Origin of the sequence: Mycobacterium farcinogenes, assembly GCF_019739075.1 — a bacterium.
In the GTDB taxonomy this organism is placed as follows: domain Bacteria; phylum Actinomycetota; class Actinomycetes; order Mycobacteriales; family Mycobacteriaceae; genus Mycobacterium; species Mycobacterium senegalense.
Map to the genome: position 1 here is coordinate 2,695,743 of NZ_CP081673.1, position 17,660 is coordinate 2,713,402.

A 17,660-nucleotide genomic window follows, 5' to 3' on the forward strand; every position below is an offset into this window, starting at 1 on the left:
CTACGCGGCGTCAGGGCCCTGGTTTTCTCGCGATCAGCGAGCCGCTGCGGAATTGGCCGCCCACTGCGCATCGGCCAGGGACTTCTCGACATCGCGACGGCCCAGGAACATTTCATCGAAATACGGCTTGAGTGCAAGATATCCGGCCGGGAAGCCGGCCGCGCCCGGAGCGGGGATCCGAGGGCCGTTCAACACCCGGAAGAACGGGCTGACATCAACCCCGCGCCGCGCCCAGTAGTCGTGGTAGACCGGCTGAGCGGCCAGCACCGCCGGGATGGCGACGCCTTCGGCGCCGAGGTATGCGTTGCCGCGTTTGCTGCCCATCCACGACAACACCGCGCGCACCGCATCCGGGTGGCGGGTCGCCGAGTTCGCAGCTGCGGCGATGCCGTTGGTGACGCTGACTTGGCCCTTCGGTCCAGCCGGCAACATCGCCACACCCCACCGGAACCGGGCCTGGTTCGCGACGGCGGCCAAGTTGTAGGTGCCGGACTGGAACAGAGCCATGCGGCCCTGCAGGAACATGTTTCGGGAGAAGTCTCCGTTGTTGTTGGTGGCCGAGGCCGGCGGGGCAACATGATCGTCGTTGATCAGCCGAACCAGATAATCGAACGCCTCGACCGCCTGCGGGTTGTCGAATGCGAAGCGGTCGCCGATGGTGAAAATGCCGCCCGCCGAGCCGATGTAGTTGAGGTAGATGCCTTGCAGGTCGTTGGCGGCGTTGTAGCCCCACTGCCGGATGCGGCCGGTGTCGAAGCCGTCGGTGCCGGCCGCCCGGCCCTGTTCGTCGATGGTGAGGCGGGACGCAAGCGACCGCAGGGTGTCATCGGGCCCGTTGGACCAGCGCAACGTGGTCAGTTCGGCCAGGTCGACTCCGGCGGCGTCGAGCAGGTCGGCGTTGAAGTACACCGCGATCCCGGCATCGGTCAGTTGCGGCACCGCCCACAGGGTGTCGTCACGAGTGAATTGGTTGACCACCGAGGGTTCCCAGGCGCGGGCGGCATTGGGGCCCAAGGTCGCTCCGATATCGAGCAGTCGGCCGTTGTCGGCGTAACCGGCAAGGTAGGCGTTCGACAGCCAGAAGATGTCATCGGCGCTGCCACCGGCCACATCGGTGCGCAGGCTGTCGAAGTAGGACGAATACGCGACGGTGTTGACCCGCACGTCGATATCCGGGTGTTCCCGATTGAACTCCGCGAAGGACTCCCGGTAGGCGGCGGCGACCTGGGGGTCCCACAAGCGCACGGTGATCACGGTTCGGCCTGCGGGCTCGGTCGTGTGACCCAACAGGACGGCGGCGGCGAGTAGGACGGCCATGGTCAGGGCCAGGCCCGTGGCCAGCAGGGTGGAGCGTCTCATTTGATGCCTGTCACGACGATCGAACGGACGATGTTGCGTGAGAACGCGATGAACAACACGATCAGCGGGACGATCGCCACCGTGGTCGCCGCCATCACCAGCGTCCACTGCGCGTTGTACTGGGTCTGCAGCCCGGCGGTCGCGACCGTGAGCACCTGCCACTTGCTGCCGCTGGTGATCACCAAGGGCCACAGGAAGTTGTTCCACTGGCTCACCACGGTGATCAGCGCCAGCGTGGCCAGGATCGGCCGGCTGGCGGGCACCACCACGTGGGTGATGACGTCGAGGGTGTGCGCGCCGTCGAGGCGGGCCGCGTTGATCAGGTCGCGCGGAATGGACCGAAAGTACTCGCGTAGCAAGAAGATCGCATAGGGCGAGCCGAACATGAACGGCAGCACCAGCGCCCAGAAGGTGTTGCGCAATCCGGCCTCGGCCATCATCAGATACAACGGAACCACGGTCACCGTCGCCGGCACCATCAGCGTGGCGATGTAGACCCAGAACAGCGCGTCGCGACCCGGAAACTCCAGCTGGGCGAAGGCATACGCGGCGAGCACAGAGAACACCAGCTGACCCAGCAGGATCACCGCGGTCACCAACGCGGTCACGACGAAAGCGCGACCGAAACCCGCACCCGACAGCCCGACGTAGTTCTCCAGTGTCGGTGGTCTGGGCAGCGACAGCGGGGGATCGGTGGCGAACTGCCGGGCCGAGGTGAATGAGGTCAGCAGCCCGAGCCCGAAGGGCAACAGAGTGATCACCGCGCCGAACAGAAGGGCCGCATAGGTCAGTGCGTTACGTGAGGTCATAGCTGATCCTGCGGCGGAAGTACACATGCTGAAGCAGCGTGATGCCGACCAGGATGACGAACAACACGATCGCCATCACCGAGGCTCGGCCCACTGCCGCCGCGCCGAACGCCTCGGCATAGATGCGATGGGCCACCAGATCGGTGTGACCCTGCGGACCACCCGCGGTCAACGCGTATACGGTGTCGAATACCTGAGCGGCGCTGACGATTCCGGTCACCAGTACGAAGAACATGGTCGGGCGCAGCATCGGAAGGGTGATGTGGCGGAACCGCTGCCAGTCGGTGGCGCCGTCGGTGCGGGCAGCGTTGTGCACATCGGCGGGGATGTTGAGGATGCCGGCCAGGAAGAACAGCGTGACGTATCCGACGTTGGTCCATATCACCACGGCCGAGACCACCGGCAGGGCCAATCCAGGGTCGGTGAGCCAGTCGACCTGCCGCCCCAGCACAGTGCTCACCGCGCCGTCGGTGGGGGCCAGAATCCACTTCCACAGCACCGCGATGGCCAGCGGCGCGCAGATCCACGGCAGCACGTACACGGTGCGGAAGAAGCCGGTGCCCGGCAGGCTCCGAGCCAGCAGCGAAGCAGCGATCAGGCCGAGCACCGTTTGCGTCGGCACCACCAAAAGCACGAACAGCAGCGTTACCACCAACGAGGTGGCGAACGAGGAATCGGTGAACACCGAGGCCCAATTGTCCAGTCCCACATACTCGATCGGCCCGAGCAGATCCCATCGCTGGAGGCTGAGCCAGAGCACCACGAGCATGGGCAAAAGAAGAAAAGTAACCACGCCGAACAGGCTGGGGGCGACAAGCGCATACCCCAGTGCGGTAGTGCGGACACGCGAGGTGGCCATCGGGCTATTAAAGCGGTTGGTGAATCGGACGCGTCACGGTGGGCAAGCCCAACGCCGAAATCATTCCGGATCATCCCGGACGTGCGATTTGCTCAGATGACGTACATCACTTGACCGCTCCGGAATCGAAGTCCCGGCTCTGCGCTTGTAGCTGGTAACAGCGACAGAAGGACCGGGGGTTAACCTCATGAACACAGCGCAGTCAGCCCGAAAGGGCAGCGTGATCTCCACGGTGGCACAGTCCACGATCTTCACCGCACTCGCGTTGGCCGCCCTGCTCTTCGGTTCGCTGGCCGGCCCGATCGCCTCCGCCAACGCCGCCGACGGATGTGCCGACGTCGAGGTCGTGTTCGCCCGCGGCACCAACGAGGCACCAGGAGTGGGGGCCACCGGCCAGGCGTTCGTCGACGCACTCACCGCCGATCTGCCCGGCAAGTCCGTCGACGTGTACGGGGTGAACTACCCGGCATCACTGAACTTCGGCCAGGCGGTCGACGGCATCGCCGATGCGAGCAACCGGATCCAATCGATCGCCGCGAACTGCCCGGCGACCAAGATCGTGCTCGGAGGTTACTCACAGGGTGCTGCGGTGGCGGGCTACACCACCTCGAGTTCTGTGCCCGCCGGATACGTCCTGCCCGCCGGTATCAGCGGCCCGATGCCCGCATCGGTTGCCTCGCACGTGGCGGCCGTGGCGCTGTTCGGCACACCCGACGACTTCGTGCTGGGCTTGGCCGACCGCAGCGCACCGCCCATCGCGATCGGTGCGCCGTACGTGGCCAAGACCATCCAGCTGTGTGCCCCCGGCGACCCGATCTGCTATCCCGGCGGTTTGAACCGCGCCGCGCACAGCTCCTACAAGGACAACGGGATGGCAGTCCAGGCGGCCGACTTCGTGGCCCGCCAGTTGGGTGGCGGTGCTCCGTCGGCAACCGTGGTGCAGACCGCGGGCGAGGTCACCGGGAACTGACGTCAACTGAACTCAGGTCGACGGCCGGAAGCCAATGGGCTTCCGGCCGTCAGCTGTTGAGGCTTCGGAATCCGGCGACCGTGTCGGCCAACGTGATTCGTGGATCTCGGTAGGTGATGCCGAGATCCCGTTGGCTCGGTGAGTCGTCGGATGCCGGCATCTGGGTGTAGTACTGCATCCCGGCTTCGGTGAACGGTGTCTGGAACGGCAGGAAGGGGCCCATGCGGTCGAGCACCTGTCCGGCCACGCGCAGCACGGTGTCGGGCACCGGGACGGCGAACATGGTCTTGTTCCCGACCTCCGTGAGCAGCTTGGCCAGCTGGTCCACCGGGATGCGGTGGCCGCCGGCCATGTAGCGGCGGGGCCCGCGACCCGGTTCGAGCAGTGCGACATGCAGCGCTGCCAGGTCGCGACCGTCGACGATGGTCCAGGCCGCACTGCGACCGGGGATCGCCCCGAGTTGCAGTGCGGCGGCCACGCCCTCGCCGGCTTCCCCGAACTGGTTGCCGACCGGCGGGCCCATCACCATGCCGGGATAGGTGATGTTCACCGGCGCGCCGGCGTCCTGCATTCCACGGGCGTAGATCTCGACTTGGGCCTTGGACCGCCCGTAGCCGTCGCTCCCGCCGAACACCGGCAGATCCGCTTCCAGTGTTTCCACGTCGGGATTGAACAACGCCGTGATGCTCGATACGTGGATGATCGGGTCGAGGCCCAGTTCGACTGCCCCGCCGAGCACGTTGCGCGCACCGTCCATGTTGGTGCTCATCATCCGCGCGGTCTGGCTCGGGTCGGTGGCGACCAGTGCCGCGCTGTGCAGGACGGCGTCGCAGCCCTCGAGTGCAGCCATCACCGAGTCCCGGTCGGTGATGTCGCCGACGGCATGATCGGAGACGTCAACCCCGAGCTTGGCCACACTGGTGTGCAGCCGGTCCGGTTTGCGCACCAGGAAACGCACGGAATGTCCGGCATCGGCAATCGCTTTCGCGCTCCAGCCGCCGACAAACCCGGTACCGCCGGTGACCAATACACGCATGACGTCAAGCTAGTACGTCAGCCGTAGCCTCGGTGCTGGTTTGGTCGGCTCAGCCTCCGTGCTGGTTTGGTCGGCTCAGCCTCCGTGCTGCTTTGGTCGGCTCAGCCTCCGCGAAGCGTGGCGAGCTCCTTCATATTCGCCAACCCCTGCTCCTGCGCCTCGTTCAGGAAACTCGGCAACGGCGCCCGAAGTTCGGGCATCACCTCGTGATCGAGAAGCGCCTGAAGGTCGGCCTGTTTCGGGTTGCGGCCGGCCTGGTTGTCGAGCTCCTGCCGCCCTGAATCGGTTGTGTAGTCGTACAACTCGTGATGGATCGGTCGCGACGTGTCGATGTCCATGCTGCCGGGCTTCCAGTACGTGTACATGCCGAGCTTGGCCTGCGCGGTCCGCACCGCGACGATGTGGCTGGGTGCCGAAGTCGGGATCTCCGTCGGCGGAGCGGAAGCGCCGAAGAACTTCTTCGCCAGTGGGGATTTCATCAACGCGGCCATTTCCTCCACCGACATGTCGTCGGTGGCGTGTGCGATCCACGGCCGGCCGGCCGCAGCGGGGTCGGCGGCGATCCCCGCGATGTCGGCACGGCCCGACAGGTAGGAATAGCGAGAGTCGGACCGCCACCCGGGCCCGCCGTGCGCGATGGTCAGCAGCAGCGGCGCCAGGTCGGCGCTGGACGTCAGCTGCGTCCGGGTCGCGCCGGCAGTCGGGGTCAGCTGACCGAACGGATCCCGAATGTACAGCGGCACCCGGATGCTCTCCTCATAGACTGCGGCGCCTTTGCCACGCAGACCGTGCGAGCCGGCGTATTCGCCGTGATCGGAGGTGAACACCACGATGGTGTTGTCGTCGATCTCCGGTCGGGCGGCGAGTGTGTCGAGCACCCGGCCGATCTGGGCATCCACCTGCTGATGCAGCCACAGGTACATGTCCAGGCACCGCGCCCACTGTGCGGCCGCCTCGGGCCCGGCGTAGTCCATCGCGCCGGTCATCAGCGGCGACATGAAGTTCATGTAGTCGATCTGCAACTGTGGCTTGCCCCGGCGACGCAGATCCTCTGCGGTCTCGAAGTTGACCGGCTTGCCGTCGAACACGTGCGGAACATCTTCCGGCAGAGGGTTTTTCGGCCACCAGCAGATGTCGTGCGGGTTGACCAACGACACCGTGGTGCACCAGGGGCCGTCGTTCGCGTGCGCATCGAACCACCCGGTGAACTGGTCGACGATCGACGGGTCCTGTTGCAGGCCTTGATTCGGTGCACCGTTGGGCGACGGGTAGGTGCCGCCGGAGAACCCGTGGACGTCCAGCCCGTCTTGAGTGTTGTCGGCCGCGCTGCCCAGATGCCACTTGCCCCACCACCAGGTGCGGTATCCGGCGTCGCGCAGCATCGTGCCCCAGGTGGGGAACCGGGCGGCCAGCGTCGACTCGGTGGGGCCTTCGCCGGTGTACAGACAGCCGGTCTGATGGGAGTACAGCCCGGTGGTCAGCACTCCGCGCGACGGCGTGCACATGTTCGACGCGCTGTAATGCGACGCGAAGGACGTGCTGCGGGCCCGTAGCCGGTCGAGATTGGGCAGCAGTGCACCGAGCTGCTGCGCATCGGGGAACCACTGCGGGGCCCGCATCTGATCGACCATGACGACGAGAATGTTGGGCCGGCCGGCCGCACTCGGTGTGCGCCGCCCCAACAGCTCATAGCCACTGAATCCCACCGCGGCCGCACCGGCAGCCGCCGCCGCGCCACCCAGGACTGTCCGCCTGCTGAGGTTCGTCATGTCCCCACGGTATGCCTCGTTACGATCGGTCTGGTGTTGACGGCTCAAGATTCGGTGACCTGGGAGCCGCGGCGTATCGCCGTCGCCGGGACGACAGGGTCGGGCAAGACAACGCTCGCCAAGCGACTGTCGCACCAGTTCGATTTGCCGTACGTCGAGATCGACAGCCTGTATCACGGACCGGGATGGCAACCTCGCCCCACATTCGTCGACGACGTCGAACAGTTCATCGCCGGGGATTGCTGGGTGATCGAATGGCAGTACCGCGCTGTGCGCGGCCAGATCCTGGCGCGAGCGGACACCCTGCTGTGGCTGGACCTGCCCACCCCGGTCGCGATGCGCCAGTTGACGCGTCGCACCGTGCGCAGGCGTGTCGGCCGCCTCGAGCTGTGGAACGGCAACATCGAACCGCCGCTGCGCACCATCTTCACCGACCCGGACCACATCTTGCGCTGGGGATTCCGCACCCGAAACAAGCTCCGCGACACCATCCCTACGCTGGGACCGCAGTTGCCTCACCTGCACATCGTCCGATTCACTCGGCACCGCGACGTGGACGCCTGGTTGAGCCGGATTGCGCGCACCTGAACCAACCCGCCTCCGCGGCGCCGCTACCGTGGGGGCGTGACAGCTCAACGACGCGTGGACGCCGATTTCCTGGAGCTGCCCCGGTCCGAGTTGGCTGACGCGGCGTTGTCCGCGGCGGTCGCGGCCGGCGCCAGCTATGCCGATCTGCGGATTCACCGCATCACCACCGAGATCATCCAATTGCGCGACGGTGAGTTGGAGATGTCGGTGGTCAACCGCGAGGTAGGTCTGGCGGTGCGGGTGATCGTGGACGGTGCGTGGGGTTTCGCCTCCCACGCGGAGCTGGCGCCCGAGGTGGCGGCGCAGACGGCTCGTCGGGCGGTGCAGGTGGCCACCACGCTTGCGCCGCTCAATGCCGAGCGGATCGAGCTGGCCGGCGAACCGGTCTACACCGATGTGTCGTGGGTCTCCGATTACGGCGTCGACCCGTTCGTCGTCCCTGCCGCCGACAAGATCGCCCTGCTCGGCGAATACTCCGGGCGCCTGCTGGCGGCCGACGGCGTGGACCATGTCTCGGCCGGAGTGCACGCGGTCAAGGAGCAGACCTTCTACGCCGATACGTTCGGCTCCTCGATCACCCAGCAGCGGGTGCGGGTGATGCCGACGATGGAGGCGGTCGCCGTCGATTCGGCGGCCGGGTCGTTCGAGACCATGCGCACGCTGGCCCCGCCGACCGCGCGCGGCTGGGAAGCGCTGTCCGGTGACGAGGTGTGGGACTGGACCGCTGAGCTCGCCGAGCTGCCGACACTGCTGGCAGAGAAGACCAAGGCGCCCTCGGTGGTCGCCGGTCCCACCGACTTGGTGATCGACCCGTCCAACCTGTGGCTGACGATCCACGAATCGATCGGCCACGCCACCGAATACGACCGGGCCATCGGCTACGAAGCCGCCTACGCCGGCACGTCGTTCGCCACCCCGGACAAGCTCGGCATCATGCGCTACGGCTCGCCGGTGATGAATGTGACGGCCGATCGCACGGTCGAATTCGGCTTGGCCACCGTCGGTTTCGATGATGAAGGGGTGCGGGCGCAGAGTTGGGATCTGGTGCGCGACGGGGTCTTCGTCGGCTACCAGCTGGACCGGGTGTTCGCACCTCGACTCGGCGAGGCCCGCTCCAACGGCTGTTCGTACGCCGACTCGCCGCATCATGTTCCGATCCAGCGCATGGCCAATGTCTCGTTGCAGCCTGGCCCCGAGGACGTCAGCACCGACGACCTGATCTCCGGCGTGTCCGACGGCATCTACATCGTCGGCGACAAATCCTGGTCGATCGACATGCAGCGGTACAACTTTCAGTTCACCGGCCAGCGGTTCTACCGTATCCGCGACGGACGGCTCGACGGGCAGGTTCGGGACGTGGCCTATCAGGCGACCACCACCGATTTCTGGGGGGCGATGGAAGCCGTCGGCGGAAAGTCGACCTGGCGCCTCGGCGGGGCGTTCAACTGCGGCAAGGCCCAACCCGGGCAGGTGGCCCCGGTCAGTCACGGCTGCCCCAGCGCGCTGTTCCGCGGCATCAACGTACTGAACACTCGGACGGAGGGCGGCCGATGATCGGCGCACAGCAGGTCATCGACATCGCCTTGGGCGCGGCCGATCCTGCCACCGAGACCACCGTCCTGGTCACCGACCGGGCCGACGCGTCACTGCGCTGGGCCGGGAATTCGATGACCACCAACGGCGAGACGGTCAGCCGTACCATCACGGTGATCTCGATCGTGCGCCGCGGTGAGGCGGCCCATGTCGGGTCGGTGCGCTCGACTGAAGTGGATCCGGCGGTGATCCCGGACCTGGTGGCCGCCGCGGAGCGCGCCGCGCTGGCCTCACCCGAGGCGCGCGACGCCGCAGCGCCGTTGGCGGGCACCGGAGTGCCTGCGGACTGGGATGCCCCGGTGGTGGGTACCGGTGCGCAGGTCTTCACCGGCATCGCCGGTGATCTGGCCAAAGGGTTCGCCGGATCCGACCAGCTCTACGGCTATGCCCGCCATGTCATGGAGACGACGTTCGTGGCGACCTCGACCGGCCTGCGTCGCCGCTACACCCAGCCCACCGGTTCGGTGGAGATCAACGCCAAGCGGAACGGGGCGAGCGCCTGGGCTGGGGTGAGCACCCCGGATTTCGTTGATGTGCGGGTGGATTCGCTGCTCGATGAGTTGTCGCTGAAGTTGGGGTGGGCAGAGCGGACAGTCGAGCTGCCGGCCGGCCGTTATGAGACGCTCATGCCGCCCTCGACGGTGGCCGACATGATGATCTACCTGACCTGGGCGATGGACGGTCGCGGCGCACAGGAGGGGCGCACCGCGCTGTCGGCACCCGGTGGGACGCGAGTGGGGGAGAAGCTCACTGAACTGGGCCTGACGCTGTACTCCGACCCGTTCGCGGGCGAGCTGGCCTGCCAACCGTTCGTCGCGGTGCCGAGTTCCTCGGAGCGGGTGTCGATCTTCGACAACGGCATGGACATCGGCCGGGTGGACTGGATTCGCGATGGCGTGGTCAATGCGCTGGCCTATCCGCGCGCGGTGGCTGCCGAATACGGTGCGCCCGTGGCGGTTCCCGCCGACAATCTGCTGATGACCGGTGGCGCAGTCGAATTGGCCGATATGATCGCCGGCACCGAGCGCGGCCTGCTGCTGACCACACTGTGGTACATCCGCGAAGTTGACCCGACCGTGCTGCTGTTGACCGGGCTGACCCGCGACGGTGTCTACTTGATCGAAGACGGTGAGGTGACCGCCGCGGTCAACAACTTCCGGTTCAACGAGAGCCCGCTGGACCTGTTGCGGCGCGCCACGGAGGCAGGTGTCAGCGAGGTCACCCTGCCGCGCGAGTGGGGCGACTGGGCCACCCGGGCGTCCATGCCGACGCTGCGGATCCCTGATTTCCACATGTCCTCGGTGAGCCAGGCACAATGAGCTGACGGTGTTGTCCCAACGGCAATTCACGACGTACGGTCCGTCGCACTGGGCCGCCATCGCCGTATTCGTCGTCGGGGCAGTGGTGTTGGTCTGGCTCGGGCGTCGCCAGAACGAACGCCAGGCACGGGTACTGGGCCGGGTCCTCGCAACCGTGACCGCGGCGACCTACGTCGCGATGTTCGTCTATACGCTCATCCCGCCGTCGGTCGAACGCTCCGTGCCGTTGCGCTTGACCGATCTGGCGACCGTGGCGGGCGCGTATGCACTGTGGTCGCAACGGCACTGGGCCTTCGTGCTCACCTACTACTGGGGCTTGGTGTTGAGCACACAGGCGCTCGTCTCACCGGTCCTCAAGAGCCCCGACTTCCCGCACTACGAGTTCCTGGCCTTCTGGTCGGTCCACCTGCTCGTGGTGTGGGCGGCGATCTATTTGACCTGGGGCCGGGGGATGTGGCCGAACTGGCGTGACTATCGACTCGTGGTGGCGGTGACCGGGGTGTGGGCCGTGGTCACCATGGCGTTCAACGCCCTTGCCGGAACCAACTACGGCTTCCTCAACGCCAAACCCTCGACCGTGTCCCTGCTGGATCTGATGGGACCGTGGCCGGTCTATGTGTTGGTGGCCAGCGCCCTGGTGGCAGGGGTGTGGGCACTTATGACGTGGCCGTGGGTAAGGCGATCGCGAAGGGCCGTGCGGGCTACGCCCGAGTAACCCCCACGACGTCGCCTGCGGTGATGGATACTGCCGGTGTGTCTGCCGAAGCGCTCGATGAGTTGACGCACCTGGTGGCGATGTCGCCTCCGAAGCTGGCCGATATCAACGCCGCGGTGCGCGAGGTTTGTGCGTTGACACTGGGGTTGCCGCCGCTGCCCGCCGAGACCCGAGGCGGTGCTGTCGACCCGATGGTGACCGAGTTCGCCGAGCAGTTCAGCATCGACGTCACCGGTATCAACAACGCGCAGCGGGCCGCCTTCTCCGACCTGCTCGGACCTGACGTGTTCACCGTGGCGACGCTGATCTATGTGGCCGACTTCGTGCCGCGAATGCGCGCCGGGTTGTCCGTCCTCGGCGTGGGATGGCCGGATGACCCGGTCGTCTGGGACCACGACACCAATCCGGCGGACCATGTGCTGGACACCTTCGTGCCGGCTGTCGGCCGGATGCGCGAGTTGGATCCGGTGACCTCCGAGATCGTGCGGCTGCGCGGGGCGCGCCAGCACAACTGCCGGCTGTGCAAGTCACTGCGGGAATCCGCGGCGCTGGAGGCCGGTGCCACTGAGTCCGACTACGACGCCATCGACGATTTCGAGAACTCCGACCTGTCCGATCGGCACAAGGCGGCACTGCGCTACGTCGACGCGCTCATCTGGACACCCGCCCAGGTGTCCGGCGACGACCTACGTCAACACTTTTCCGAGGGCGAGGCGATCGAACTGACCCTCGACGTGATGCGCAACGCGTGCAACAAGGTGGCCGTGGCCCTGGGCGCCGACGCGGCCCGCGTCGACGAAGGCACCGAGGAATACCGGCTCGGGGCCGACGGGCAGCCGATCTACAGCTGAGGCTTGCCCAGCTTTCGGGTCCCGCCCGGCGTGCGCGCCGCTTTCCACCAGAGGATTGCCGCCGCGTCGAAACCACCGCCCTCAGGTAGAAATCGACGAAAGCACTCCCAGCACGCGGTCCACTTCGGCTTCGGTGGTCGCCCACGAACACACGAACCGCACCGTGGGCAGCCCCGGGTCGGGACGGTGCACGGCGTACTCAGCGGAGACCGCCGCGTAGGCGTCGGGCTCGAGGTCGACGAAAATCTCGTTGGCTTCGGTGGGTGCGGCCAGCCTCAGGCCCAGTGCCCGCAACCCCGTACTGAGGCGCGCGGCCAGCCGGTTGGCATGTGCGGCCGTCCGCAGCCACAGCCCGTCACGCAGGATGGCCTCGAACTGGGCCGCGACGAAACGTTGCTTGCTGGCCAGCTGCCCGATCTGCTTCTGCACGAAGCTGATCCCGTCGAACAACTCGGGCCGGCGCACCAGGACCGCATCGCCCATCAACATGCCGTTCTTGGTGCCGCCGACGGTGATGATGTCCGCGTCGCCGACAACGTCGGCGGGCGAGGTGCCAAGGGCCGCAACCGCATTCGCGATACGGGAGCCGTCGACGTGGACGAGGAGATCGAGATCGTGGGCGTGCTCGACGAAGTCCTTGACGGCTTGGGGGGTCCAGACGCGGCCGTTCTCGGTGGACTGGGTGATGGTGACGACGCGTGGATGTGAGTGATGCACCGGCCCGCGGCGGGTTACCGCGGCATCCAGCCGGGCCGGGTCGATCAGGCCGTTGTCACTGGGCAGCGGCGTCACCGCGGCGCCGGACAACCGGACCGGGCCACCGGCCTCGTCGACCAGTGAATGCGCGATGTCGCTGCACAGTATCTCCTGCCAGGGCCGCACTGCCGAGGCCAGCGCGATGACATTGGCCGCCGTACCGGTCAGCGCGAACAGCACGTCGGCGTCGGGGGAGTCGAACGTGGCCTTGATGGCCTCGGCAGCGCGACGTGTGACGTCGTCATTGCCGTAGGACGCGGCCGCGCCGCTGTTGGCCTCGGCGATCGCGGCGATCACCGAGGGGTGTGCGGGTGCGGCATTGTCCGAGGCGAACACGTGAGAAAGCACGTCGCCATGATCCCACCGACCCCGCGGCGCCCATGAAGATCAGTGCCGGGCCTGCCCGCAGCCCCTGATTGGTATTTGGGCTCGTGGCGTGTGCGACCATATTGCCGCGCAGGTGCGTGCAGGGGCGGTAGCTCAGTTGGTCAGAGCTGGGGACTCATAATCCCTAGGTCGCGGGTTCGAGCCCCGCCCGCCCCACTCATCAGCGGACGACCTTCCGCCCCGAAGTTGTGGTGTTTCGGTAACGGTTGCGAAAAGTCTTCGAACGTGATCACTCATGTCGTACGTTTGAGTACGACATCGTTGCTTCCCTGGATTTGACCATTTTGGCCAAAGTCACAACAACTCAGATCTGACAGCGCAGAAATGAGGGGATAACGAATGCGCATTGTGACGAGGACGGTGATCATCGCCGCTGCTTGTGCCCTTGCCGCGGGGTGCGGTGAATCAACAGAACAGGCGGCCGAGACCACATCGGCACGACCGATGATTACGTCGTTTCCACCGACTCCACTGAGACAAAAAACATTGCCCCGATTGTTGCTTTCCCCTGAACAGATCAATGCGGCAATGGCGGCCGGGGGAATGGCCGTCAGCGGTACCGACTCGCATATGTCCGACGACAGCGGGACCATGGCGCCCCGAGAGTGTCTCGCGGTGGACGGCGCCGCGCAGGCGCCGGTGTATGCCGACAGTGGATTCACCGATGAGCAGGAGATGACGTTGAGCGAGCCTGACGTCATCGCGCACTACGCAAAGCAGGCGGTGGTTCGATTCGTCGACGCCGATCAGGCCAAAGCCTTTTATGACGCCTCGGTTCGGCAGTGGCCGGCGTGCAAGCGCTACACCCACACTCAGACCGGCACGAATTGGGAGGCCGGTCCCATCTCCACCGACGGCGGAGTGCTGAGCCTGATCACCACCCAGACCAATGCGCAGGCGGGTGGTTGGGCCTGCGGTCGGGCGTTGTCCGCCAACAACAACATCGTGGTCGACGTCAACACCTGTAGCGCCAAGCCGGCGGATTCGGCCGTCAACATCGTCAAGCAGATCTCGGCGCGCATCGACGCACCGCCGATCGTGTCCTAGGTCCGTGCCGACTACGCTGCCGACGGCGAAATCGGTTGCGTGCGATGTTTATCGACGGCCAGGAACGCCTCACCGGCTGGGCGGACGACGAAACGCGAACGCCGGCAGAAGCATCCGGTTTTCACCGGAATTCTGCCGACGTTCGCTGTGACGCCGGGGCAGAGACGTCTGCCCGGGTAGCGCTAGAACCAGACTTTTCGACCGCCGACGGGCCGGCCGACTGCGCCGAGGATCCACAGGATCAGACCGATCACCACGAGGATCCCGCCGATGGTGTAGAGGATGGATATACCGGCGAAATAGCCGATCAGCAGAAGAATGATGCCGAGCACGATCATGGTCAATCCGTCCGACGTAGGAACCCCCGGTGGGGCTGTCGGCGACAGGAATTGCCCGTTCCGTCGATATTCAAACGTCGGATGTGTTGGCGCCGACAGCATCGTCGCGCCGCACCGGAGTCAGGCCGGGGGCGGCGGCGGTGGTGGCGGAGGCGGAGCGGGCGCCGGCAGCGTGATCGGCGGCAGCCCGGGGATCTCGATGACATTCGGCGGTGGCGGTGGTCCCAGCTCGGCGAGGGTTGGTGGAGGCGGCGGAAGGTCGGGTGGAGGAATGTAGACCGGTGGCGGCACGTACCCCGTGCTGGTGTTGATCGTGATGATCGAGCCGGGGATCGTCCTGCCGCTGGGAGTAGTACCGACTACCGAACCCTTGGTGGCCTCACTGTTGACGGATGCGGTTTTGTCGGCCACTCGGAAACCGGCGTCCAACAGTCGTTTACGTGCCTCGTCGACTTTCAGCCCGGTGACGCTCGGCACCTGCCCGCCGGGGCCGCCGTCGACGTATCGCGGGTCGGTGGGAGGCAGGGCGATCGGACCGAACGTGTCGGCGATCGGACTCATCGCGGCGTACCACGTGAGCGCCGGCTCGGTTCCGCCGAAAAGGGTGCCCTCGCCGCACTTTCGCAACGGGTATGAGCAGAGCCCCGACGGTGAGGAGGAGTCGTCGAAGACGTAGTTCGCCGCCGCGTACTGGTTGGTGAATCCGAGGAAGCCCGATGACCGGTGGGCCTCGGTGGTGCCGGTCTTACCGGACATCGGCAGCTTCCAGCCCACTGAACTCGCCGCACCGGTAGCCGTTCCCCCCGTGTGGTCTTTGCTCAGGGCGTTGGCCAACGTGTTGGCAAGGCCCTCGGGCACCGCCTGATCGCAGGGCATCGTTTCCACGCCTACTTCACGTCCGTGGCGGTCGAAGATCTTGTCGATCGGGCTGGGCGGGCACCACATACCGCCCGAGGCCAGGGTCGCTCCCACATTCGCCAACTCGAGTGCGTTGAGTTCGAAGGGGCCGAGCGTGAAGGATCCGATGTTCTGCCGCTTGACGTAATCGGCAATGCTCTCGTTGGGATTGTCGGGGTTGTAATCGCGCGCACTGCCGGGTTCGGCATAGGACCGCAGTCCCAGTCGCACCGCCATGTCTACTGCGCGGGGCACCCCGATCTGGGAGATGAGTTTGGCGAACGCGGTATTGGGCGATTGTGCCAGCGCATCGGTGACGTTCAGCGGGCTGCGGAAGCCGTGCGCGTTGCGCACACACCAGGTTTCTCTCGGGCACCCTGGGGTGTCGCTGCTTCCGAGGCCCTTGCCCATGAATGTCCCGGGGACGTCGAGTTGAGTGTTGATGCCCATGCCCATCTCCATGGCAGCGGCGGTGGTGAAGATCTTGAAGATCGATCCGGCACCGTCACCGACCAACGAAAAAGGTTGCGGCTGCACCGTTTGGTTGGCATCGAGGTCGAGTCCGTATGTGCGGCTGTCACCCATCGCGACCACTCGGTGGGTGTCCTTGCCCGGTGTGACCACGCTCATCACGCTGGCGACACCGGCGGCGTCGGGGTTCGCGTACTTCTTCAGCGCCGCTTTGACGCTGTCCTGAACTTTGGGGTCCAGCGTGGTGCGGATCAGATACCCGTTGCGCGCGACGTCTTCCATGGTGAGGCCGGCGCGTGCCAGGTACTGCAGGACGTACTCGCAGAAGAAGGCGCGGTCCCCTGCGGCGATGCACCCTTGGGGGAGGGGCGTGGCTTGAGGAAGCACGCCAAGGGGTGCGGCTTTGGCGGCGCGGAGTTCCTCGGCCCGGTCCGGCAGGTATTCGATCAGGGTGTCGAGCACGAGGTTGCGTCGCGCGAGGGCGCCGTCGGGGTTCGTGTAGGGATCCAACGCGGTGGTGGACCGCACCACACCGGCCAGCAGGGCCGCCTGCGGCCAGGTGAGGTCCGCGGCGTCGACGCCGAAATAGGTGCGCGCGGCGTCCTGAACGCCGAAGGCGCCGTTGCCGAACGAGACCAGATTGAGATAGCGGGCCAAGATCTCGCCCTTCGGGAGCGTCTTGTCCATCGCCAGTGCGATCCGAATCTCACGCAGCTTGCGGGCGGGGCTGATCTCGACGGCGGCCCGGCGCTCGGCGTCGGTTTTCGCTTTGACCAGAAGGTTGTAGTTCTTGACGTACTGCTGTTCGAGGGTCGATCCGCCTCGCACGTTCTCGATGCCTCGCAGGTATCCGAACAGGCCGTTCAGCGTTCCCTGGACGTCGACTCCGTTGTGTTCGACGAAGCGCTTGTCCTCGACGGAAACGATCGCCAGCTTGATGGTGTCGGCGATGCGTTCGCTGGGCACCATCCATCGACGCTGCTCGTACAGCCACGCGATCGGTTGGCCGGTGACGTCGACCATGGTGGTGACGATCGGCGCATCGCCTTCGAGCACTTGCGCCGAATCCTGTGCCACCGTGTCGGACAGTCGTGCGGTCATGATTCCCACACCGCCGATGACGGGGAACATCAACACCGCCACCAGCAAGCCGGCCAGCACACAGTGCATCGCCAGCTTGGCAACCGTAGACCGCGAACCCGCGGGCGGGCCGGACATGCCCTCTAGCGTAAGGCGTTTACCGGTCGGCGATGGGTAGATCCCACGCAACACGTTGGCTACGTTGTGATTTCGGAAGCGTCATAACGTTGGCCGGCGCGCCACAACCGAATCGGCCCGCGCGAGCTCCGGTGTTGCGAAGGTCCGGCGCGCAACCGGCGCGAAAGGGCGTCGCTAACGATCGCCGCGGCTGCAGTTGGGATTCGCCGGCTTGGCCGCCCAGGTGCAGACGTCGATGTAGGTGGTGTTGGCGTATCCGCCGCCGTCGAACACCCCGTACGCGTCGCCGTGAGTTCCGGTATACGTGGCTCCACCGCCTCCGCCACCACTCGAGCTGATGATCGTGGTGAGCGCCCATCCCTTGCCCTGCAGTGCGTTCTGGTAGGCGGTCATCACGTCGTTCGGTGACCCGTTGACCTGGTAGTGCAAGTGGATACCGCCGTCGGCGATGTCATCGGGGCCCTTGCTCTGCTGCACGTCCGTCGGTGTCGGCAAGAGCGACGCCAGCGCCGCACGGTCTCCCGCCGTGGTGGCGGCCGGGGCCGTCGTCGTGGTCGCCTCGGCCTTCTCGGTCACCGGGCTGCACGCCGTGGCCGCCAGGCCGACAGCCAGAGCCCCGATGAGGCAGGTTGCGGTGTGCTTCGTCATGGGCCTCCCCGTTCGTCTCGCCGCACGGTA

16 protein-coding genes and 1 tRNA gene are annotated in these 17,660 nt (G+C 66.2%); 8 read left to right on the plus strand and 9 right to left on the minus strand.

Annotated elements, in window-relative coordinates:
* Positions 1 to 33: 33 nt before the first annotated feature.
* From K6L26_RS12760 to K6L26_RS12770, 3 genes are read right to left on the minus strand one after another with little or no spacing between them, the layout of a single operon-like run.
* Positions 34 to 1,359: an ABC transporter substrate-binding protein gene (locus tag K6L26_RS12760; protein WP_064899272.1), complete on the minus strand. Its 1,326-nt coding sequence runs from the start codon at positions 1,357 to 1,359 to the stop codon at positions 34 to 36.
* Positions 1,356 to 2,168, minus strand: coding sequence for a carbohydrate ABC transporter permease (locus K6L26_RS12765; protein WP_064899270.1), 813 nt, complete (start codon positions 2,166 to 2,168; stop codon positions 1,356 to 1,358). Before K6L26_RS12765 ends, K6L26_RS12760 begins: the two co-directional genes overlap by 4 nt.
* Positions 2,155 to 3,027 carry a carbohydrate ABC transporter permease gene (locus K6L26_RS12770; RefSeq protein ID WP_064899268.1) on the minus strand — a complete coding sequence of 291 codons (873 nt, stop codon included), beginning with the start codon at positions 3,025 to 3,027 and terminating at the stop codon, positions 2,155 to 2,157. The genes K6L26_RS12765 and K6L26_RS12770 overlap by 14 nt, the downstream gene beginning before the upstream one ends.
* A gap of 187 nt (positions 3,028 to 3,214) precedes the next feature.
* Here K6L26_RS12770 and K6L26_RS12775 point away from each other — a divergent pair, with 187 nt between their 5' ends.
* Positions 3,215 to 3,997 (plus strand): cutinase family protein, encoded by a 783-nt coding sequence (locus K6L26_RS12775; protein ID WP_019345988.1) that lies wholly within the window; start codon positions 3,215 to 3,217, stop codon positions 3,995 to 3,997.
* Positions 3,998 to 4,046: 49 nt separating this feature from the next.
* Here K6L26_RS12775 and K6L26_RS12780 read toward each other — a convergent pair whose 3' ends face one another.
* Positions 4,047 to 5,033, minus strand: coding sequence for an NAD-dependent epimerase/dehydratase family protein (locus K6L26_RS12780; protein WP_064899266.1), 987 nt, complete (start codon positions 5,031 to 5,033; stop codon positions 4,047 to 4,049).
* Positions 5,034 to 5,134: 101 nt separating this feature from the next.
* The gene (locus tag K6L26_RS12785; RefSeq protein ID WP_064899265.1) at positions 5,135 to 6,802 is read right to left on the minus strand and encodes a sulfatase-like hydrolase/transferase; all 1,668 of its coding nucleotides are present in this window, start codon (positions 6,800 to 6,802) and stop codon (positions 5,135 to 5,137) included.
* A gap of 33 nt (positions 6,803 to 6,835) precedes the next feature.
* Between K6L26_RS12785 and K6L26_RS12790 the strand changes: the two genes are divergently transcribed.
* Genes K6L26_RS12790 through K6L26_RS12810 form a run of 5 tightly spaced genes read left to right on the plus strand, consistent with a single transcriptional unit; the run spans position 6,836 to position 11,868 of the window.
* On the plus strand, positions 6,836 to 7,390 hold the full coding sequence (locus K6L26_RS12790; RefSeq protein WP_064899264.1) for a P-loop NTPase family protein: 555 nt from the start codon (positions 6,836 to 6,838) through the stop codon (positions 7,388 to 7,390).
* 36 nt (positions 7,391 to 7,426) lie between these two features.
* Positions 7,427 to 8,944, plus strand: a complete 1,518-nt coding sequence (locus K6L26_RS12795; RefSeq protein ID WP_064899263.1) for a TldD/PmbA family protein — start codon at positions 7,427 to 7,429, stop codon at positions 8,942 to 8,944.
* Positions 8,941 to 10,302, plus strand: coding sequence for a metallopeptidase TldD-related protein (locus K6L26_RS12800; protein WP_064917735.1), 1,362 nt, complete (start codon positions 8,941 to 8,943; stop codon positions 10,300 to 10,302). Before K6L26_RS12795 ends, K6L26_RS12800 begins: the two co-directional genes overlap by 4 nt.
* Position 10,303: 1 nt before the next feature.
* Positions 10,304 to 11,017 carry a YwaF family protein gene (locus K6L26_RS12805; protein WP_064899259.1) on the plus strand — a complete coding sequence of 238 codons (714 nt, stop codon included), beginning with the start codon at positions 10,304 to 10,306 and terminating at the stop codon, positions 11,015 to 11,017.
* A gap of 23 nt (positions 11,018 to 11,040) precedes the next feature.
* Positions 11,041 to 11,868: a carboxymuconolactone decarboxylase family protein gene (locus K6L26_RS12810; protein WP_064899257.1), complete on the plus strand. Its 828-nt coding sequence runs from the start codon at positions 11,041 to 11,043 to the stop codon at positions 11,866 to 11,868.
* 81 nt (positions 11,869 to 11,949) lie between these two features.
* On the opposite strand, the gene K6L26_RS12815 is transcribed toward K6L26_RS12810, so the two are convergent.
* Positions 11,950 to 12,972 carry a threonine aldolase family protein gene (locus K6L26_RS12815; protein ID WP_064899255.1) on the minus strand — a complete coding sequence of 341 codons (1,023 nt, stop codon included), beginning with the start codon at positions 12,970 to 12,972 and terminating at the stop codon, positions 11,950 to 11,952.
* A gap of 121 nt (positions 12,973 to 13,093) precedes the next feature.
* Here K6L26_RS12815 and K6L26_RS12820 point away from each other — a divergent pair.
* Positions 13,094 to 13,167: transfer RNA gene (locus K6L26_RS12820), tRNA-Ile, on the plus strand.
* Between the two features lie 288 nt (positions 13,168 to 13,455).
* Positions 13,456 to 14,058 (plus strand): sensor domain-containing protein, encoded by a 603-nt coding sequence (locus K6L26_RS12825; RefSeq protein ID WP_080989432.1) that lies wholly within the window; start codon positions 13,456 to 13,458, stop codon positions 14,056 to 14,058.
* A gap of 182 nt (positions 14,059 to 14,240) precedes the next feature.
* Here K6L26_RS12825 and K6L26_RS12830 read toward each other — a convergent pair whose 3' ends face one another.
* The 3 genes from K6L26_RS12830 to K6L26_RS12840 all read right to left on the minus strand — a co-directional run bounded on the left by K6L26_RS12830 (position 14,241) and on the right by K6L26_RS12840 (position 17,630).
* Positions 14,241 to 14,396, minus strand: coding sequence for a hypothetical protein (locus K6L26_RS12830; RefSeq protein ID WP_019346827.1), 156 nt, complete (start codon positions 14,394 to 14,396; stop codon positions 14,241 to 14,243).
* Between the two features lie 120 nt (positions 14,397 to 14,516).
* Positions 14,517 to 16,982, minus strand: coding sequence for a transglycosylase/D,D-transpeptidase PonA2 (gene ponA2, locus K6L26_RS12835; RefSeq protein WP_064899253.1), 2,466 nt, complete (start codon positions 16,980 to 16,982; stop codon positions 14,517 to 14,519).
* A gap of 174 nt (positions 16,983 to 17,156) precedes the next feature.
* Positions 17,157 to 17,630, minus strand: a complete 474-nt coding sequence (locus K6L26_RS12840) for a hypothetical protein (RefSeq protein WP_064899251.1) — start codon at positions 17,628 to 17,630, stop codon at positions 17,157 to 17,159.
* Between the last annotated feature and the right edge of the window lie 30 nt (positions 17,631 to 17,660).